The organism is Halioglobus maricola (assembly GCF_009388985.1).
Taxonomy (GTDB): Bacteria; Pseudomonadota; Gammaproteobacteria; order Pseudomonadales; family Halieaceae; genus Halioglobus; species Halioglobus maricola.
The window spans coordinates 362,443-382,153 of sequence record NZ_CP036422.1 but is presented as its reverse complement, the minus strand read 5'-3'; the positions used below and the strand labels follow the sequence as shown (position 1 = coordinate 382,153).

Genomic DNA, 19,711 nt, shown 5'->3' with positions numbered 1-19,711 from the left:
GGCTGGCGCAGAGCACCCCTCCTATGAGTGACCAGTCCCTCACGGATACCATCAGGGCCGCCATGAAAGCGGCCATGAAGGCCCGGGACAAAGAGCGATTGGGCACCATCCGGCTGATTCAGGCCGAGTTCAAGCGAATCGAAGTGGACGAGCGCATCGAAGTAGACGATGCCCGTGCACTGGCCGTGCTCGACAAAATGGTCAAGCAACGCCGCGATTCGGCCCAGCAGTACATCGACGCTGACCGCACTGAACTAGCGGATAAAGAAAACGCGGAGATCGTGGTGCTGCAGGAGTTTTTGCCGCAGCAACTCACGGAAGATGAGATCATTGCCCTGATCGACGAGGCTATTGCGGCTTCCGGCGCTGAGGGTATGGCCGCTATGGGCCCCGTCATGGGCCAGCTCAAGCCAAAACTGGCCGGAAGAGCCGATATGGGAGCCGTTAGCGGGCTGGTTAAAGCTCGGCTGAACGCCTGACACCACCTCGACGCGGCCCCTGCCGTGCGAAAAAAGCTACTTCGGTAGCGCCCACTGCTCCGGCAACGCTAGACTACCCTTATATGGCCGGACGTATTCCTCAAGCTTTCCTCGATGACCTGCTCGACCGCGTCGATATCGTCGATGTCGTGGACCGGCGGGTAAAGCTGCGGAAAACCGGCAAGAACTACTCCGCCCGCTGCCCCTTCCACGAAGAAAAAACACCCTCGTTCAGCGTCAATCCCGACAAACAGTTCTATTACTGCTTCGGCTGTGGCGCCGGCGGCAACGCGCTCGGCTTCATCATGGATTACGAGAACGTGGAGTTTCCGCAAGCAGTGGAAACCCTCGCCAGCAGTGCCGGTCTGGAGGTACCCCGGGAAGAGGGCCCTGGCGCGCGGGCTCGCGCAGAGCAGGAAGACGGCAAGAAGTCGCTGTACAAACTGATGGAGCAGGCGGCGGACTTTTACAAGCAGCAGCTGCGCCAGCATCCCGCCGCAGCCCGTGCGGTGGAGTATCTTAAAGGGCGCGGTCTCACTGGCTTGATCGCCAAAGAATTCGATATGGGCTTCGCTCCGCCGGGCTGGGACAACCTGCTGCAGGCCCTGGGCACTGACGATGAGCAGCGCGAGCAGCTGATGAAAGCGGGCATGCTGGTCAAAAATGATGCCGGACGCATCTACGACCGCTTCCGTGACCGGGTCGTCTTTCCCATCCGCGACCAGCGCGGACGCGTCATTGCCTTCGGCGGACGCGTGCTTGGGGACGACAAGCCCAAATACCTCAATTCCCCCGAAACCGAGATATTTCACAAGGGCCGGGAGCTCTACGGCTTCTACCAGTCGCTGCAGGCCAACCGCAAACTGGATCGACTGGTGGTCGTTGAAGGCTATATGGACGTCATCGCCCTGGCCCAGCACGGCATCAACTACGCCACCGCCACTCTGGGCACAGCCACCAGTAAAACGCACCTGGAGCGTGTGTACCGGCGCTGCCCGGAGGTGATTTTCTGTTTCGATGGCGATGAAGCGGGACGCAAGGCGGCATTTCGGGCCCTGGAAGCGGCCCTACCGTGCATGGAAGACGGTCGCCAGGCGCGATTCCTGTTCCTGCCTGAAGGGGAGGACCCGGACACGGTGGTTCGAGCCAACGGCAAAGAGACTTTCGAGGCGCTCCTGCAAGGCGCCCAGCCACTGGAAACATTTCTTTTCGACACCGTCGCAGACGGGCTAGACACCAGCAGCCTGGACGGTCGCGCCCGCCTGAGCAAACTGGCACTCCCCTATATCCGCCAACTACCCGAAGGGGTCTACCGGCAACTGATGTTTCAGGCGCTGGCCGAGCGCACTGGACTCGAGCTCGAAAGCCTGATGAAGCTGGAAGCGGCAGCGCCACCGCCAACAGCAGTTCCTCCCCACACCGAGCGCTCGCGCGCCCTGGAACCACCGCCCCCCGGACTGGATGACATGCCGCCCCTATCTGCGGACAGCTACCCTGACCCGGGGCCAGAGATGGGCCCCGAAGGGGAATCACAACCCCGCCAGCGCTCGGCGGCGCCAACATTCCCGGCGGGCTACTCCAACCTCGCCCAGGGGGCCATCGCACTGGTGCTGCACAAGCCCGAGATCGCGCGCAACGTGGACCCTGCCAGCCTGGCAGACCTGCAGGGCGAAGACGCCCAGCTACTGCGCAGCCTGCTTGAACTTGTGCATCGACGCCCTGAATCGAACACCGGTATGCTGTTAGGCCACTGGTATGGCACCTCAGAGGGCGAACTACTGAATCGCCTCGCCGGCCAGGAGCGACTGATACCCACCGAGGGGATCGGCCAGCAATTCCTCGATACGGTTGATAAATTGGCCAACCAATTGCCTCATCACTCAAAACTGGCCGCCCAAGTCGACAAAGTCAGAAGCACCAACTACGCTGATCTCAGCGAGCTGGAAAAACAGCGCCTGAGGGAGCTACTGCAGGAAAAGCAGCAGCGGGATGCACAACGTCACAAGCCTTAGCACAAACAGCACAGAACACCGTGCAGGCGCCACACCCCTTGCAATCGAGCAAATTGCCCATACATAAGAAAAGCTGATTTCTGGGGCGATAGCGGGGGCATTTTCGCCAAATAAACCGGTATCTCCCATGGTTTACCAGTAGTTAAACGTACACTTTCCGGCTATAATTGCCGGCTGATTTTTTTCTGCATATTCAAAGGTTCAGTTGCATGAACGACGCCGTCCAACAACAGTCTCGCCTGAAGGCGCTTATCGCCAAAGGCAAAGAGCAGGGTTACCTCACATACGCCGAGGTAAACGATCACCTGCCCCAGGACATTTCCGATCCGGATCAGGTCGAAGACATCATCCAGATGATCAACGACATGGGTATTCAGGTGTTCGAGGCGGCCCCCGATGCCGACGAGCTGCTGATGACCGAAGGCGATTCGTCCGCTGACGATATCGCCGCCGCTGAAGCTGCGGCCGCACTCGCCGCCGTTGAAACTGAAGCCGGCCGCACCACCGACCCGGTCCGCATGTACATGCGCGAAATGGGCACCGTGGAACTGCTGACACGTGAAGGCGAGATTGTGATCGCCAAGCGTATTGAAGAAGGTATCAGGGAATTACTGGCCGCCCTCGCCCTCTACCCCGGCGCGGTCAAAAGCATTCTCGACGAATACGACCTGGTAGCCAAAGAAGAACGCCGCCTGGCAGACATCATGGTGGGCTACCTCGACCCGGCTGAGCATGTCCCTTCCGCCGCAGAAATGGCCGAAGCTGCTGCTAACAAGAGCAACAGCGATGACGATGACGACGAAGAGACCGACAACGGCCCCGATCCGGTAGAAGCCAAGAAGCGCTTCACTGCGCTCAAGCGCCAGTACAACAAAACCGAGAAGGCCATCGCCGCCAAGGGGCGCAGTGACGCCACTACCATCAAAGAGATGGAAAAACTCGGCGATCTGTTCAAGTTTTTCAAGCTCACGCCTCGCGTGTTCGACCCCCTGACCGACTCGCCGCGGAATATCCTGGCCGGTGTACGCGATCAGGAGCGCGAGATCATGCGCATCGCCACCCGGGTCTGCGGCATGCCGCGCAAAGACTTCATCGCGTCCTACCAGGGCTCTGAATCAGACCTCAAATGGGTCTCTCGCCATGCTCGCAAGAAGGAGTACGGGCCCAAACTGAACGCCGAGAAGGAAACCCTTCAACGCCTGCAGCGCCGTATCGCCCAGTTCGAAGAACAGACCGGCCTGACCGTCACCGAGATCAAGGAAATCAACCGCCGCATGAGCATGGGTGAAGCCCGTGCCCGCCGCGCCAAGAAAGAGATGGTCGAGGCCAACCTGCGCCTGGTGATCTCCATTGCCAAGAAGTACACCAATCGCGGCCTGCAGTTCCTGGACCTGATCCAGGAAGGCAACATCGGCCTGATGAAGGCCGTGGACAAGTTCGAATATCGCCGCGGCTACAAATTCTCGACCTACGCCACCTGGTGGATTCGCCAGGCCATCACCCGCTCCATCGCCGACCAGGCACGCACTATCCGTATTCCGGTGCACATGATCGAAACGATCAACAAGCTCAATCGGATCTCGCGCCAGATGCTGCAGGAAATGGGCCGCGAGCCCACGCCTGAAGAACTGGGCGAGCGCATGGATATGCCGGAAGACAAGGTGCGCAAGGTACTGAAGATCGCCAAAGAGCCTATTTCCATGGAGACGCCGATCGGCGACGACGAAGATTCCCACCTGGGCGACTTCATCGAGGACAACACCATTCACTCCCCCGTGGATGCAGCCACCGGCCAGGGCTTACAAGAAGCCACCAAGGAAGTATTGGCCGGCCTCACTGCACGCGAGGCCAAGGTGCTGCGCATGCGCTTCGGGATCGACATGAACACCGACCACACCCTCGAGGAAGTGGGCAAACAGTTCGATGTTACCCGGGAGCGAATTCGCCAAATTGAAGCGAAGGCCCTGCGTAAGTTGCGCCATCCCACACGCTCTGATTACCTGCGGAGCTTCCTCGACGAGTAGCACTCAGTAACCGCGCTTCCGAAGGGAGCGCGGTGCTCTTTTTGAGACCGCAATCATTCAATGAGAGCTTCGTCAGCCAAGACAGCCAGATACGATCACGATATCTGCGTGACGTTCCAAATAAGCCCTAACGGCTCGGTTCAGCACTACTACCACTACCTGTTCGGCTATTTGATTCCGCTGGTAATCGCCTACCAGCGAGTCCACAAACGCAGAGGCCTTGGGTCTATCTATGTGAGAAGCTGCGCGATTCTGGATGCACATACCGAGGCGCTAGCGTTAGAAAAACTGACGATTCTTCCTCGTGAAGAGCACGCCAGCCTTGAGCAATCCTCGATAAGCCCAAACAACCGGACCCTGCTCCACCTTTCTGTGCGAGGCATGGACAAGCCCTGGCTCTATCGCGCAGAGGCAATACTTCTTGCGAGAAGTTTTATTCTCAAACGACTCTCCGCACAAATCGAATCGTTTCGCCAAAGCACAGCGATGAAATTCGCCGGATCCAGCAAAAAGGTGCTGTTGATCAATAGGGACAAGCCCCCCAAGTTCTACCTCACCGCCGAATCCGAGACAAAGTCTGCAGGAGCCGCACGCCGCTCTCTTCCAAACTTTGATGCTATTATCTCGAAGCTCAACAAGCAGTATGGACAAGTAGCGGGGGTGCACCTTGAAGACATGACCCTGGCTGAGCAGATATCCCTGTTTCAGATGGCCGACATCGTCATTGGCCAGCACGGAGCAGCCCTGGGCAATATCATCTGGTGCAGAAGCGACGCATCAGCCGTTGAAATCTACCCCCGCATGGAAGAGCCACGCAAGCGGCTGCATTTCGAGCGGCTCGCAGAATCCCTTGGGCTGGCTTATTTTGAAGTCCAACAGAACGATATTCACGCGGCATTGGACGCGGAACAATTGCTGGCGACAACCGCTGCAATCCCCAAACCACCATCTCGAGAATGGACATGGAAATTGATTCTCGCCCGGAAAAAAATCATGATGCGATTGCGCTCATTAGTCGGTCGCGGGCCACCACCTCCAACTTAAACAAGGTGTTCTGTCAGACTAATTTATGGTTTTCAAAAGCAACGTCAGCCCTGCGGTCCCGGATTCAAATCATTGTAGAGCCTGTTCGCACCATACAACACGTACTGCCTGACCGATTCCGCATCCGTCTCTGATAGAAACTCTGAGAAACTGATCATGCCGCGCTTCTCTAACGCGCCGCCCAGGACAATTTCCTGCCATGAACTGTGCACCGCCTCATTCGCATAGCGCAGGTCGGGGGTTACACCACCGCCACGCAGGCTGTCGCCGTGACACATGGCACAGTGGCGATGAAACAGCACCTTGCCTTGTTCCACCACTGCGTCATTAGCCGACACGGCATCAGGCTTGACCAGAGGCCTCTGGTAATCTGGCACTGCCGGCAACTCATGCGTACCACCGAGTTTGTAGACAAGCACGCGTGAAATATTCGGTATCTCCCAGCCGTGGGCCGCTGCACTGGCCTCACTGGCCAGACCACCGCCGAAACCAGCAGCGATAGCCAGGTACTGTTCACCGCCAATGGCATAGGTCATTGGAGCTGCCCAGGCACTGGTCTGGGTGTCGCGAGACCACAATACATCACCAGATTCGGCGTCCACTGCGGTCATGTAAGTATCCTTGCCGCCGTGAAAGACCAATCCTCCAGCTGTGGCCAAGGTACCACCCACTGTGGGGCGCTCCATGGGTTCAGCCCAAACTCGCTTCTGCGCCACCGGATCCCAGGCGACCACCTGGCCCTTATAGAGCTCTTCGACCTCCGCGTTAATAACGGTATCCGGCACCTCCGGCAAAATGTTGGGCGCGCGGTCGAAACCCGTATTCCACATGCCACGCCCCGGCTCGGCATACAAATCCGAATCGGGCTCCAGATAAACCATGGGCAACTCGAGCGTGGGAATGTAAACGAGCCCTAACTCGGGGTTGTAAGACATCGGCGGCCAGTTGTGACCGCCGGCGTTGCCTGGCAGAGAAACATTCTTGCCATCAAAAACGCGGGCATTCTCGGTCTCTACCGGCCGCCCAGTTTCCATGTCCACATGACTCGCCCAGGTCATCACGTTGACGTAGGGCTCGGCAGAAATCAGCGTGCCGTCAGTACGATCAATGACATAGAAGAAGCCATTCTTGGGCGCCTGCATCAGCACCTTGCGTGGAGTGCCGTCTATTTCCAGCTCCGCCATGATGATGTGCTGGGTGGCGGTGTAGTCCCAGGTCTCGCCGGGGGTCGTCTGGTAATGCCAGACATATTCGCCAGTGTCAGGATTGAGCGCCACGATGGAGGCGAGGAAAAGGTTGTCGCCACCCTCCGGGCTTCGCAGTTTGGCGTTCCACGGCGAGCCGTTGCCCACCCCGATGTAGAGCAAATTCAGCTCCGGGTCGAACACCATCGAATCCCAGGCAGTGCCGCCGCCACCCCACTTCCACCAATCGCCCGTCCAGGTCTTCGCGGCCATTGCCATGGCGTCACTTTCAAATCCGTCAGCCGGATTGCCGGGCACCGTATGGAAGCGCCAGGCCATTTCACCGGTTTTCTGGTCATAGGCGCTGACGTAGCCACGCACACCCAGTTCCGCACCACCATTGCCGATAACAATGCGGTCCTTCACGACCCGGGGCGCGCCGGTAATCGTGTAGGACTGGTTGCGATCCGTCGTCTGCACATCCCACAGAACCTCGCCATTTCCAGCGTCTAGCGCTACCAGGCGGCCGTCGTATGTGGCGACAAAGACGCGGCCGTCCGCATAGGCCGCTCCCCGATTCACCGCATCGCAGCACCCCTTGGCGAGAAAAGCGCGATCTACCTGGGGATCGTGGAACCATTTCAGTTCACCGCTGCGAGCGTCCAGAGCGTAGACCATGGACCAGGAGCCAGTGACGTAGAGCGTGCCATCCACCATCAGCGGCGTCGCCTCGACGCCACGCCGGGTATACAAGTTGAAGGACCATGCCAGTTCGAGTTGGTCCACTGTGTCGCGGTTTATCTGGTCAAGAGTAGAAAAGCGTTGCTCGCCTACATCATTGCCGTGCAGCACCCACTCCGTGTCAGGCGGACCTACAGGGGCGCTGCTCACACTGGGAACGGTTGGCTCTTCACCCTGCGGCGGAGCCGCTCCGTCGCAGGCAACGAGGGCGAGACAGGCGACGAAACCTGATATCAGTTTGGAATTCTTATTCATGGATATCTACCTTGCTGTCGTGCCCAGGGCCTACCCCAGGCGATAGTTCTCTCATTATAGCAATGTTGCAAACGACAAGGTTGCCGAAAGGGCTTTTGTGGACAAAAGCCAGACAAACCCGTGTTTCGCCATATTGCTCATGATCTGGTCGACGCAGGAGCTCGTAATTCCCTTCAAGTAAGCGCCGCTACGACAGCAACGGCTGCCATAAAAAGGGCTTACTCCTTAACCCCTTACAAACTCTTTGGAGCTGATTATGAAAAACCTGACAACCCTCGCGGCCTCCGTCGCTGTAGCCCTGTCCCTGTCCTCTGGCGCAAATGCACAAAGCTTCGGAGACTGCGCATCTGCCAACAAAGTAACCTTCGACGGCAGCATCGTAGACGCTGCGATCGCAACTCCAGAACTCAGCACACTGGTCGATCTCGTCGTCGCTGCTGGCCTCGCAGACACCCTGGCCACCACTGAAAACATCACCGTGTTTGCACCCACCAACGACGCCTTTGCTGCACTGCCCATGGAACTGGTAGACGTCGTGGTAGGTAACACCGACCTGCTGACTGCAGTACTGACCTACCATGTGACCGCGGGTGCTCCCGACCCCCGTCGCCTGTCCAGCACTCTGGCTCAACGTAAAGACACCCTGCAAGGCCAGTCTGTATACTTTGGTCGCGCTGGAGGCTCTGCCCTGGTCAACAACGCTGCAGTCAACTGCACCGGTGTGAAGACAGACAACGGCACAGTATGGGTCATCGACAGCGTACTGCTGCCTGCCCTGTAAAACCTTCTCTGGCCGGTGGTTCCCCACCGGCCAACCCCTTTCCCACGCAGCAAAAAATAGCACAAGCGCCCCGCTCTCAGGTCCCCTATACTTATCGCTCCTAATCAGGCGGCCCCATTTCCGGCATGACCCTACTGCTAATCTATCTACTGATCGCGATCGGTGTTTCTTTTTTATGCTCAATTCTCGAGGCAGTCTTGCTTTCAGTGACGCCCGGTTTCGTTGCCAGCCAGCAAGCCGATAAACCCCGGCGCGCAAAAGCGCTTGAAAGCGTTAAAGAAAACCTCGATCAGTCCATCTCCAGCATTCTGATCCTGAATACCTTCGCCCATACCATGGGCGCAGCAGGAGTCGGTGCCCAGGCCCTGAAAGTATTTGGTGCGCAATACGAAACTATCGTTGCACTCCTGCTCACACTCGCCATCCTCTATCTTTCGGAGATTATTCCAAAGACGCTGGGCGCACGCTACTGGAAGCAACTGGCGCTACCGGCTGCTCAGGTCATACAGGTACTGGTCAAACTGCTGTATCCGCTGGTCTGGGTTTCAGCAAAACTCACCGCGCTGTTCGGCAGCGGCGGACACTCTAGCGCGATCAGCCGCGAGGAACTGGCGGCAATGGCCAGGCTGGGCGTTCATCATGGCGCACTCGGATCACAGGAGAGTGAGCTACTTGAAAACATGCTCAAGCTGCGCCAGACCCGCACGGAAGACATTCTCACCCCGCGCACCGTAGTCAGTGCGCTGGATTCAACACTGACCGTGGGCGAAGCGCTCGCCCAACTGGCTGAAGTCCCCTTCACCCGCCTGCCAGTCTATGAAGAAAGCCTTGATACCGTGGTGGGGCTCGCCCTGCGTCCGCAGCTTCATGAAATTGAGCGAGAGGACGGCGAGGACCGCCCACTCCGTGAATTCCTGATCCCCATGAATCGGGTGTCACGGGAGCTTCCCGTACTGCGCCTGCTGGACCTGTTCATAAAACGCCGTGAGCATATGTTTCTGGTGGAGGACGAGTACGGTCAGACCGAGGGGATAGTCACGCTGGAAGACGCAGTCGAAACCTTGCTAGGCAGGGAGATCATGGACGAGAGCGACACCGTCGAAGACATGCAGGAACTGGCTCGCCTCAAATATCGAGGGCGTCTCAGAGACTCTCGCTAGGCCAATCGGGTTTCCTGACCGGCAACAGGCGAATCGGGAATCAGGTTCGATAGCGCTAGGGAGAGCACTGCAATACCCGCACCAATAAGGAAAACTGCCGCCGGCGAGCTCAACCAGAGCAAGCCCAGCAAGGCAGGTATAAACACCGCTGCGATATGGTTGATGGTAAAGCTGACACTCGATGTGGCGGCAATGTCCTTCGGGTCTGCAATTTTTTGAAAGTAGGTATTGATTGCGATCGAAAGGGCAAAGAACAGGTGGTCGATAACATACAGCCCCGCCGCCACGTTGGCGTTTTCGACGAAAGCGTAACCGGTAAAGACCATGATCAGGCCGACGTATTCAACCCTTAACGCTACACGCTCGCCAGCTCGACCCACCCAGGCACCTATTCGTGGCGCAAAGAACAGATTGAAAAGATAGTTAACCAGATACAGCAGGCTGATATCCGCTGCCGAATAGCCAAACTTCTCGACCATCATAAAACCGGCAAACACCATAAAGATCTGGCGGCGTGCGCCACCTAGAAATGTCAGTGCATAATAGAGCCAATAGCGCTGCCGGAACACCAGTTTCTTGTGCTGCGCTGCCCCCTCGGGAAACTGCGGGAAACGCGCCCACAACAGCAGGGTAATGACCACACCGATAGCACCGGCCAATAGATACATCCCGGTGTATCCGACACCGACCCACTCCATGAGAATCCAGATACCGCTGTAAGCCAGCAGTGCGCCGGCGGCTTTGACAGCCATCGCGCGCCCCATGAAATGCGGCGCCTCCTGCTTGGGTATCCACTGCAAAGTGAGCGACTTGTTGATGGTTTCGAAGTAATGAAAGCCCAGCGACATGACCACGGTGGTTGTATACAGGCCATAAACAGTGGGAAAGAACGGCGTCAGAGCCACCCCCACCGACATCACCAGTAGCGACATCAGCGCAAATCGCTGCTCACGTATTACCAGCAATACATAGACCGCAGTGAACGCCAGAAAGCCCGGCACCTCACGCAGGCTCTGCAGCATGCCTATCTCGGCGCCAGTAAAGGCGGCCTTCTCCACTACAAAATTATTGAGCAAGGCCTGCCAGACCGAAAATGTCAGCGGCATAATAAACGCGGCAGCGAGCAAAAAATTTTGCTGACTCCGGGCACTGAGCTGGGAAGGAGTGTGGCTCACGCTGTTCACGGCATTGCGATTGCAAAGGGAGCGCCAGTCTATTGCATCTCTCCACGTCACCACACCGTCAATCCGGTGTATTATTCCCTGCGACCAAACGCAACCAACAATAACAAGAGGAAGCAGGTATGTCGGACCACAACAAGGCTCTGGTACAGAAAATGTGGCAGGCGCTGGCAGCACACGATTGGGCGACACTCAAGGCCTGCATGCACCCGGAGATTCACTATCGCGACATGCCCAGCGACGACCCCGGTGCACACGGACCTGAAAACTGCGTCAAACGGCTGTCAATTGCCTGGGACCATATCGAGCGCCAGGAGCAGGTCACTCACCACATTGCCGCAGACGGCGACGTGGTCTTTCTGGACCATACCGAAAAGTGGATTTTCAAAACCGGCGAGACCGCGGAACATACCTTCGCCACCATGCACGAGATACGCGACGGACTGATCTATCGCTGGAGCGACTACTGGGACATGAACAAGTTTGTCGGCCAGTTCCCCGATTGGTTTCTGGAAGTGATGGCGCAGCACACGGCGGCAGACTTTGGGGGAGAGGACTAAGCAGACCGATTAAACCCTTGCAGCCCCGACAAAGAGGCCTTGAGCCAGGGTGCAGCTGCCGCCTCGATCACAACGGGTTTGCGACGCGCGATGGCAACGCCAAAACTGGCAGTGATCACCAGCGATGCGATCAATGACGCGACAGAATTCATGGGTTCCTGCGCCTGCTCATCTGGCTGACAACCATACCGGAGAGCGAACGAGACATTTAATCAGTAACGAGCGTCCCGCCACGGGCGGCCGCGGCATCCATAAACCTCTGCTTTGACCGCTTCATTCTTGGGCTATCGGAGATGATCGGCCCAATTTCATTCATTTGCCGGCTCTGCAGTTGATTCTGGGCTCGCGCCAAGTCGGAGCCCTCCAGGCCAGCGTCACCGAGCGCTGCAATCTGCTCACTGTAGCGGGCCAGGATCCCGGTCAGCTCTGCCTCTTGCTCAGCCGTCAGTTCCCAGCGCTCAGCCACGATCCGTGCTCGCTCATCAGCAGGCTTGGCATTGTAGGCCTCAATTCGTGACGCACGTCTCATTTGGGCGATTTCGCGAGCTTCTTCCCGCGTGGACTGGGTAGCGGTGTTGGCGGGCTCACGCTCACCCGCAGCAGGCCACCTAGAGAACTTATCGCTGCGACTCGCTGACGCCTTCATGTCTGCCTCAGCACCTTGCAAAGCCCCGGCAGCAGCGGCCTGCGACCCATCGGGGGTATCGCCTGGCAGGTAATAATAGAAGGCCACCGCCGCACCGAGCGCTAGTACCGACAGGCATGACAGGACAGTTGTTGATCTTTTCGCATTAGACATGCGCCAAAAATTACCATTGCAGAGACTAAATTTCACCAACAATCCGCTACCAAGTGGCGCGAAGAGCATCTAGTATAAGGAGATAACACCTTGATCAAAGGATAGACCTGCGTGCGCACTAACAAAAAAGCACTACTGACTCTCGCTGTCGCCAATGCCTCGATGGCTCTTGCAATGGACGCCTCAGCGGCCACTTTCACCGTTACCGACAGTGCCGATACCACTGATCCCGGCACCCTGCGCCATGCTATCGAAAACGCGGCTTCGGGTGACACCATCACCATAGACGTGACTTCGATCAGCACCATCAGCCTAGACAGTTCACTGCTCGCTAGCAATAAGGCGTTGATACTTTCAGCCCCGGTGGATACAGGCGGCCAGCCCCAGGTCACGATCCAGCCCAGCAGTGACGGCTACCGGCTACTGTCTCTTACCAACGACAGCGGCACTCCAATTCCCTTCATCGTCAGCGGCCTCGAATTCAGTGGTGCCGACCACTCCGGCATCGGCGGCGCGATATCCGCACAGAACCATGCTCTCGTTTTAGATAAGAGTGTCATCACAGGCAACACTGCCTCAGGGGTGGGCGGCGGTGTCGCAGTAGAAGCCGGCGAGCTCTGCCTGCAAGGCACTAGCTTAACCGACAACGTGGTAATGGGAAGAGCAAACGAAGGCTCTCCGGGCCACTACGCCTTCGGCGGAGGCGCAGCAGTCAACGGCATCGCTAACATGCATCCATCAGGGAGTGATTACGGCCAGAACTGCTTGACCTCCGACCATGCACAAACGTTCTTCACCGACAGCGTTTCTGAAGGCTTCGCGGCAGAAGCTGCAGCCCTGGACGGCAACCCTGACGGCGTAGACATCATAACGAGCACGATCTCAGGCAATTCTGCCCAAATCACAGACACCGTCATTGAGGGCGAGGATTCCAAGTATGCGGCTCTAGGCGGCGGCCTGGCGATTCTGAAATCAGATTTCGAGCAGTCCGAGTCTGTGCTTGCCCGCGACTGCAGTGGACCTGGGCCTGGACCAGGCAGCTCAATACAATGCAACTCGATCGTCGGTTCTGCCATCACTGGCAATTCGGCAACGGTTTCACTAACCGCGGAGGAGGATCCCGCCAAGTATTCCCTGGCTTCCGGCGGCGGTGTGTTTATCGGCACGCCGGGGATAAGTACTGGTCAATTCCTTTCCCTGAAATACTCCGATGTCAGTGACAATCAAATCACCATGACAGGTTCCGGGGCAGAAGAGCACGATATCGCTGTGGGTGCCGGTGTGGGTGCACTCAATAGTGATATTCTCTACGGCATATCTGACTTCTGGGACGGACTCAATTTGCCCGAGGAAGGATTAAGTTGCGACTTTGGTGGGCCACTCTCCACATGTGGCAACACAGTAATGGTGGGAACAAGCACCGTTACCGGCAATATGATTACAGTTGAACTGGATGCCGCTGAAACTGGCGAGAATGCTCGCGACGTCGTTGCTGGCGGCGGGATCGGCTCAGTCAATCTATTCGACTCCGAGAGGGGGTTGATACTTGAAAGCGAAGGGGATGAGGAAGAGGAAGAGGACTTCAGCGAAGACTTCCTCTACGACACCGCTACACAAGTAATTTCGATGCTATCTACGATTACCGGCAATAGCATTAGCGTCGACGCCACTCAAGAAGAAATCTCTGCCACTGGCGGCGGTATTGCCGTCGGCACGGCGTTACTGGACACACCATCATTCCTACCGACAGAGCTACAGTACGGCAAATATTTAGGCATCTACTCCGGTAACAGCGGCAACGAGGTGGACGTCGTCGGCGGATCAGCACTCACTGGCAGCGTTGGCGGTGGCGGCCTCAACGCCGCGTTCCAGTTCATTAATGGCAAGAAGCCCGAATACGCCATTATTTCCGACGAGGAACCTGAGGAAAAGTATGGCCTACCCCTTTCGGACGCGATCTTTACCTCGCCTGGAGGCATCGCGGACAACACGGTAGACGTAAGTGTCTCAAGCGGTGACGTTTACGCCCTTGTCGGCGGCGGCGGCACCTTCTCCGATGCCAAATACAGCGTGGTCATCGGCAGCAGTGCCCAAATCACGGGCAACCAGGTGCTGGTTGATGCAGGGTCAGGCGAAGGCGGTGAAGGCGGCGTATACGTTGGTGGCGGAGGCTCAGCCCAAATACCCATTCTTGAGTTCGGCGGCGCCTTTTCGAGTTGGAAGTATTCCAAGATCAGTGATAATTCGGTGACGGTCTCGGGCGGAGACGGCATCGTTATAGAGGCCTTTGGCGGCGGCCTCGGTATCTCGACAGATGCCTCAGGCGATGGCGGAGAACTGGCTCTGGCGATCGAGGCCTCCGAGATTTCAGGCAATAGCATTGACGTTACCTCTTCTGCTAGCGCCTCAGAGGTCAAAGGTGGCGGTGTCTCAGCTTCATTCATCGGCAAATATGACGATGTTCCCCAAATTGCAAACACCACAGTAGCCAGTAACAGTATCTCGCTAAGTGGCGGGGGCGGCGAATCAGGCGCCGTTCTTGGCGCGGGCCTCTACCTCAGAGGCGAAGGCGAGGAAGGCGGTATTATCCATTCCACTATCGCAGGGAACACCGGCTCCTATGAGGGCACGCCAAGTGGTGGCCAAGTCTTCCTCGACAAGAATTCCTCGGGCTACCCGCTTTACAATTCCATTATCAGTGGTGATATCTCCCAGGGTGACAAGGATGTGTACTATCCAACATCTGACCCGGACGTCTCATCGACGTCAGTATTCCACGGTGACGACTCCCCTCTCGCTGGGTTCCTTGCGCCGGAATTGGCAGACCCCGCTTTCCTGGGCGCGCTTCAATTTAATGGCTCCGACGTCGTGGCAGGCAACGATGACGATGGTGGTAAATACTTTGAGCCCGGGTTTGCTGCCGAGACAGCAACGATTTCGCTGCTGCCAGGGAGCCGTGCGATAGACACTGATGGCGGCTGTCTATCCCCAGATATCTTTGATGAGGACCAGCGAGGCTACCCTCGTGACGATTGCCCGGACCTCGGTGCATATGAGCACATGGCAGAACGAGATGGCGATGGCCTGGTCGACGATGCAGAGCTCAGCGCCGCTGGCACCGACCCCGATATTTTGGCGGGGCTCGATAGCTACCCTGCTCCCTATGGCATCGTGTTACCGGACGGAGACGGCAACAGCGATGGCTTCCCCGACGTAGACCAGGCCCATGTTGCGAGCTTCACGCACGATACGGCCGGCCCACTCACGCTCCTGGTGAATGACAGCGAATACGATCTAAGCGACGTCACGCCTACAGCTGGCATGACAGCAGGCGGCTACGACCTTTCTCTCGGCGGCGTAAGCTTTGTGGTAGAGACAGGTGATGATACTGACGCCGTCGAACTGTCACTGATCGCACCGGCAAGCCCGAATGATCTTCGCCTCGTGAAGCAAATCTGTAACCCGGCAGCACCCGCTGACCCAGACGATGGCTGGGAAGTGCTGGACGACAGCCCCGAGCCCTTCGGTGCTGACCGCGTGATCTTTACCTTCGAGTTGGAACCAGACGGCCCATTCGACTGCAATGGTTCAGACCCCGACATTGTCGATCCTATCTACATCGCGGAAAGCACCCCTGCAGCGGCTCCAACTGCCGATGCGGTCGAACCGCCCGTGCCGGTGCCCGTGATGCCAGCCATACTCTACACCTTCCTCACCGGTGTCATGGGCATGGTTGGGTTGCGGGGTATACGATCACGCAGAAAGAAACGCACTCAGTAAGCGGTTCCAATATGAGTGATTCGCCCGCCGCGGCCTCCGGGCCGCGGGAGGACTATCTCGAAAGCGTACACACGCGCAGTTTTACCGAGTTACTGGCGAAAAATGGTATCTCGATCCTCATCACGACTTACCAGGCGGGCAAAGTAATTATTGCCCGCGAGGACAATGGGGTTACCAACACCCATTTCAGAGCCTTCCGCAAGCCCATGGGGCTCGCCGTAGCGAAGAACCGTATCGTGCTGGGTGCACTGGGACAAATCTACGATTTACGCAATGTGCCATCGGCGGCACCAAAGCTCGAGCCACTGGGCCGCCACACCGCCTGCTATGTCCCTCGCACATCACATGTCACTGGTGATATTGACATTCATGAGATGGCGCTGCTCGGCAAAGATATCGTTTTTGTTAACACGCGCTTTTCCTGCCTCTGCCGAGTAAATCAGGACTACAATTTTGAACCGATCTGGCGGCCGCCCTTCATCAGCGCTTACGACCCCCGCGACCGCTGCCACCTAAATGGGCTCGCGGTGCGCGACAATCAGGTGCGTTACGTTTCGGCGCTAGGGACCTCTGACGAACCTGGTGGATGGCGCAAAGATAAGACCAACGGCGGGGTGATCATCGACATTAAGACCGACGGTATCGTCAGAGACTCTCTCTCCATGCCGCACTCTCCGCGATGGTACGCCCAGAAACTATGGTACCTGGAGTCCGGCAAAGGCAGCGTAGTTGCTTTCGATCCCGAAACCGGTGAAGACGCGCTGCGAGTCACCCTGCCAGGGTTCACCCGCGGTATCGATTTCTTCGGGCCTTACGCCTTCGTGGGCATCTCCCAGGTGAGAGAGACCGCCGTATTTTCAGACCTGGAAATAACCCGCAGCCAACCTGTCCGTGATAGCGGTGTCTGGGTAATCGACGTGCGCAACGGCGAAACTGTAGCCTTCCTGAAGTTCACGGGAGGCGTGCAGGAAATCTTCGCCGTAAACGTTCTGCAGGAGTCCTTCCCCGATATAGCTACCGAGAATGAAAAGCTTGCTTTCAGCACTTTCGTCATTCCCGATGAATTGGTGAACAACGTGGCCGCTCCCGACCCCGATTGGAAATCTACAGAGAATTTCTTCGAAGCAGGCAATGGGCACCTGAACAAGGGCGAGGTCGAAGAGGCTATCGCGTGTTACGAACAGGCGCTGGAATCCGATGCCAACTACCTCCCTGCCAGATACAACCTGGGTTTGGCGCATTTCAAGGCTGACGACAAGGCTCGTGCCAAGGCAGTCATGTTAGATGTACTGCAACGCGAGGCGGGGCATGCCGAAGCCCTTTTCACTCTTGGCCGTCTTGAGCTGGACAATGGCAACAGCGCAGCGGCCGTCGACTATCTCAGCCGGTCAATCGAGATTCAACCCAACTTCGAAGCAGCGGCAAAATTGCTGGCCGAAGCGCGCACTTCCGCCGGCAAAGGCTAACCCCCCAATTTGACAGATGCTCCATCAAAGTACTTTGTACGCAGCTGCAACTTATCTAAATAGCCTATCAAACATGACCCCACATCGGGGCCACGCGCCATACGAACATTTTTGTTCAGTCCGTCATTTTGCAGAACATAAGCAACACCGTGAATGCCCTGGAGGGCGTTGTCATCCCGATATGACTTGTTGAATTCGTCGTAGACCAGATTCAACAACTTGGTCGCGATGAATGAACTCTTCGCGTTGGGGCTAACGAAACTGCGAAAGCCCAAAAAGGTGGCCTTGGCCTCATCATAGGTCGTTTGGAACACACTGGAAATCCCGACGATTTCGCCCTCTTCAAGAGCAATGGCAGCTACCTGAGGCAGGCGCTGCATGCAGCTTTCACGGTCACCGACCACCCCGTACGACATCCACATGCCTATGATCTGCTGCTGCTCTGCAGGGCTTAGCGCTTGCCAACAAAACCGCAACTCGAGATCAGCGTCCGCTGCGAGTTTGTCCATTTTTTCCTCTAAGACCGGGCCATCTGAAAATAGCGAGGCATTCTCGAAATAGTAAATATATTGCGGGCGACCCGCCTTTGAAATTCCGACCAGGTTAAACTGTACTTTCCGCGCCTGCACCGAGTGTGTATGTGCGAATGTACAGCGCGCTTCGGCCAAATCCGCAATGAGGGCGGCCTCAACCTCGACATAAACGCCGATTCCGCGAATATCTTCACCCGCGTCAAATCGCTCTTCTACCCTCTCCACAGCAGCCTGGTACATTTGATATGAGAGCCCTTGCTGTCGTGATTCCGCGCGTACCAGTGCCCGCAAAGTGAAGAGCGACTGTTCGATGCCTGGATGGCGATAGATGCCAAGCGACGCTATACCCAGCAGTTCGTCGCCGTCCCACGCAAGGAGAACGATCTCCCGCAGGCGCTCGTCTTTATCCTCAATTTTTACTTTTTCCTTTTCCCACAGCGAGAGCACTTGCTCCTGTACCGAGGGAGCAAGGGGATGGACTACATTCTCAAGGCGCACGGCGCTTTCACTCATCTAGGTCTTCCTGTCATTTTCCTGAACCTGGGCCAAGGCCCGGCCATTATCACCCGCAACTCTCAGCTGCGCGGCACTTCTACCTTAATCTCATCAAAGAATCTCACACGTAGCTCTTTGCCCTGCCCATCCACACCATGGAGGTGAAAACCGGTGACCGGGCAGACCGGCGGAAGCGCTGTTCGGCTGGCATACACCATAAACAGTCCTACAGCGCCGAATGGGATCGTGCCGGTATTCGCTTCGAGCTGTTCATATATCCCACGTGCAAAGCAGGCCGCTACGTCCAACTTTCCCAAATCAGTAAGTGTATGGGTATACAAGCCGACAAGGAGGCCATTAATCTCGGGCAAGTCTCTCGGTACCAGCTCGCACAGCGCTATAAGCTGGTCAGCCAAATATAAGGTGTATATCGCCCTTCCTGCCAGCTCTGCCTGAGCACCCGCAACAGCACTGCGTGGCGATAGCGTTTGCAAAAGTCCGAGTACTTGTTCTCGCTCTGCAATTGGGCCACCTTCATGCAACAACTTTACTGTCACATGCTCAACACGTGGCGCAGAATCGCTAGTCCATCTATTTTGAGCCGCCAAAGAGGCCTCATCGTCACGGGGGAAGTAGCAACAATATTCAGGCTGGTTACCCGGAGCAAAGCCAGAAAGCAAAAACGTCCATGGGGCGTTATTAACCGGAAATTGTATCGTCCGCGCACAGCGAATAGCACCCCTCTCGGCTACGATCGGTGTCTGAATAACCACCTTCACACCGACAGGCCCTGACTGCGGGTCTGCCTTGAACTCTTCAAAATGCAGCTCTGTAAGGTGGGCCAACAAATCAAAAGCGAGAAAATTCTGCCGATGCTCGTTGGCGACCAATACCCGCATAGCGTGAAAGAGCAAACCGTTGTAGATACCCTTCTCGATGTTACTCGAGCACACGCCGACCACCTCGCCCTCTGCGCTACGCGCAATGAAGCCCACTTGCGCGAGGCGCTGCTCCGTATCGATAATCCGCACGCCCTCGCTAGTCCAAAGGGCTTCAATCTCAGCTCTCAAAGTGGCCGGCAGCGGCGTTGGTGCTCGCTCGATATTATAGTTCTGGTCGATGGGTAAACCTGCGTTTCCGATGGGACAGGATGTCAATGTAATCCATGGTGCCTGTTCGGGCCAGCGTTCGTGGCAATTTCTCGAGGATGCAATCTA

General features: G+C 57.0%; 15 protein-coding genes. 9 read left to right on the top strand and 6 right to left on the bottom strand.

Features of this window, described 5'->3' with window-relative positions; translation table 11 throughout:
- Positions 1-23 precede the first annotated feature (23 nt).
- The 4 genes from EY643_RS01625 to EY643_RS01610 all read left to right on the top strand — a co-directional run bounded on the left by EY643_RS01625 (position 24) and on the right by EY643_RS01610 (position 5,559).
- A complete protein-coding gene (locus EY643_RS01625) occupies positions 24-479 on the top strand; it encodes a GatB/YqeY domain-containing protein (protein WP_152660568.1) in 456 nt (151 codons plus the stop codon).
- 83 nt (positions 480-562) lie between these two features.
- A complete protein-coding gene (gene dnaG, locus EY643_RS01620) occupies positions 563-2,491 on the top strand; it encodes a DNA primase (RefSeq protein WP_152660567.1) in 1,929 nt (642 codons plus the stop codon).
- Between the two features lie 209 nt (positions 2,492-2,700).
- Positions 2,701-4,515: an RNA polymerase sigma factor RpoD gene (gene rpoD, locus EY643_RS01615; RefSeq protein WP_152660566.1), complete on the top strand. Its 1,815-nt coding sequence runs from the start codon at positions 2,701-2,703 to the stop codon at positions 4,513-4,515.
- Between the two features lie 60 nt (positions 4,516-4,575).
- Positions 4,576-5,559, top strand: a complete 984-nt coding sequence (locus EY643_RS01610; RefSeq protein WP_152660565.1) for a glycosyltransferase 61 family protein — start codon at positions 4,576-4,578, stop codon at positions 5,557-5,559.
- A gap of 44 nt (positions 5,560-5,603) precedes the next feature.
- On the opposite strand, the gene EY643_RS01605 is transcribed toward EY643_RS01610, so the two are convergent.
- Positions 5,604-7,739, bottom strand: a complete 2,136-nt coding sequence (locus EY643_RS01605; RefSeq protein WP_152660564.1) for a PQQ-dependent dehydrogenase, methanol/ethanol family — start codon at positions 7,737-7,739, stop codon at positions 5,604-5,606.
- A 256-nt stretch (positions 7,740-7,995) separates the two neighbouring features.
- Between EY643_RS01605 and EY643_RS01600 the strand changes: the two genes are divergently transcribed.
- Both EY643_RS01600 and EY643_RS01595 read left to right on the top strand, forming a co-directional pair.
- Complete coding sequence (locus EY643_RS01600; protein WP_152660563.1) at positions 7,996-8,520, top strand: fasciclin domain-containing protein; 525 nt, start codon at positions 7,996-7,998, stop codon at positions 8,518-8,520.
- A 125-nt stretch (positions 8,521-8,645) separates the two neighbouring features.
- Positions 8,646-9,680: a CNNM domain-containing protein gene (locus EY643_RS01595; protein WP_152660562.1), complete on the top strand. Its 1,035-nt coding sequence runs from the start codon at positions 8,646-8,648 to the stop codon at positions 9,678-9,680.
- On the opposite strand, the gene EY643_RS01590 is transcribed toward EY643_RS01595, so the two are convergent.
- A complete protein-coding gene (locus EY643_RS01590; protein ID WP_276612679.1) occupies positions 9,677-10,855 on the bottom strand; it encodes an MFS transporter in 1,179 nt (392 codons plus the stop codon). The two genes, EY643_RS01595 and EY643_RS01590, sit on opposite strands and share 4 nt — an antisense overlap.
- Before the next feature lie 128 nt (positions 10,856-10,983).
- On the opposite strand from EY643_RS01590, the gene EY643_RS01585 reads away from it, so the two are divergent.
- The gene (locus EY643_RS01585) at positions 10,984-11,421 is read left to right on the top strand and encodes a nuclear transport factor 2 family protein (protein ID WP_152660560.1); all 438 of its coding nucleotides are present in this window, start codon (positions 10,984-10,986) and stop codon (positions 11,419-11,421) included.
- On the opposite strand, the gene EY643_RS01580 is transcribed toward EY643_RS01585, so the two are convergent.
- Together EY643_RS01580 and EY643_RS01575 are read right to left on the bottom strand one after the other, a co-directional pair.
- Complete coding sequence (locus EY643_RS01580) at positions 11,418-11,573, bottom strand: hypothetical protein (protein ID WP_153239443.1); 156 nt, start codon at positions 11,571-11,573, stop codon at positions 11,418-11,420. The two genes, EY643_RS01585 and EY643_RS01580, sit on opposite strands and share 4 nt — an antisense overlap.
- A 56-nt stretch (positions 11,574-11,629) precedes the next feature.
- Entirely contained in the window at positions 11,630-12,220 is a 591-nt protein-coding gene (locus EY643_RS01575; RefSeq protein WP_152660559.1) for a hypothetical protein, read from the bottom strand.
- A gap of 111 nt (positions 12,221-12,331) precedes the next feature.
- Here EY643_RS01575 and EY643_RS01570 point away from each other — a divergent pair, with 111 nt between their 5' ends.
- Both EY643_RS01570 and EY643_RS01565 read left to right on the top strand, forming a co-directional pair.
- Positions 12,332-16,000, top strand: a complete 3,669-nt coding sequence (locus tag EY643_RS01570; protein ID WP_152660558.1) for a choice-of-anchor Q domain-containing protein — start codon at positions 12,332-12,334, stop codon at positions 15,998-16,000.
- An 11-nt stretch (positions 16,001-16,011) separates the two neighbouring features.
- Entirely contained in the window at positions 16,012-17,466 is a 1,455-nt protein-coding gene (locus EY643_RS01565; protein ID WP_152660557.1) for a TIGR03032 family protein, read from the top strand.
- On the opposite strand, the gene EY643_RS01560 is transcribed toward EY643_RS01565, so the two are convergent.
- Both EY643_RS01560 and EY643_RS01555 read right to left on the bottom strand, forming a co-directional pair.
- Entirely contained in the window at positions 17,463-18,512 is a 1,050-nt protein-coding gene (locus tag EY643_RS01560; RefSeq protein WP_152660556.1) for a hypothetical protein, read from the bottom strand. The two genes, EY643_RS01565 and EY643_RS01560, sit on opposite strands and share 4 nt — an antisense overlap.
- Positions 18,513-18,574: 62 nt before the next feature.
- Complete coding sequence (locus EY643_RS01555) at positions 18,575-19,489, bottom strand: hypothetical protein (protein WP_152660555.1); 915 nt, start codon at positions 19,487-19,489, stop codon at positions 18,575-18,577.
- Positions 19,490-19,711 lie beyond the last annotated feature (222 nt).

Excerpts from the sequence above, each read along its gene's own strand:
- EY643_RS01625 (WP_152660568.1), top strand. The coding sequence starts at position 24 with ATGAGTGACCAGTCCCTCACGGATACCATCAGGGCCGCCATGAAAGCG.
- dnaG (WP_152660567.1), top strand. The coding sequence starts at position 563 with ATGGCCGGACGTATTCCTCAAGCTTTCCTCGATGACCTGCTCGACCGC.
- rpoD (WP_152660566.1), top strand. The coding sequence starts at position 2,701 with ATGAACGACGCCGTCCAACAACAGTCTCGCCTGAAGGCGCTTATCGCC.
- EY643_RS01610 (WP_152660565.1), top strand. The coding sequence starts at position 4,576 with ATGAGAGCTTCGTCAGCCAAGACAGCCAGATACGATCACGATATCTGC.
- EY643_RS01605 (WP_152660564.1), bottom strand. The coding sequence starts at position 7,739 with ATGAATAAGAATTCCAAACTGATATCAGGTTTCGTCGCCTGTCTCGCC.
- EY643_RS01600 (WP_152660563.1), top strand. The coding sequence starts at position 7,996 with ATGAAAAACCTGACAACCCTCGCGGCCTCCGTCGCTGTAGCCCTGTCC.
- EY643_RS01595 (WP_152660562.1), top strand. The coding sequence starts at position 8,646 with ATGACCCTACTGCTAATCTATCTACTGATCGCGATCGGTGTTTCTTTT.
- EY643_RS01585 (WP_152660560.1), top strand. The coding sequence starts at position 10,984 with ATGTCGGACCACAACAAGGCTCTGGTACAGAAAATGTGGCAGGCGCTG.
- EY643_RS01580 (WP_153239443.1), bottom strand. The coding sequence starts at position 11,573 with ATGAATTCTGTCGCGTCATTGATCGCATCGCTGGTGATCACTGCCAGT.
- EY643_RS01575 (WP_152660559.1), bottom strand. The coding sequence starts at position 12,220 with ATGTCTAATGCGAAAAGATCAACAACTGTCCTGTCATGCCTGTCGGTA.
- EY643_RS01565 (WP_152660557.1), top strand. The coding sequence starts at position 16,012 with ATGAGTGATTCGCCCGCCGCGGCCTCCGGGCCGCGGGAGGACTATCTC.
- EY643_RS01560 (WP_152660556.1), bottom strand. The coding sequence starts at position 18,512 with ATGAGTGAAAGCGCCGTGCGCCTTGAGAATGTAGTCCATCCCCTTGCT.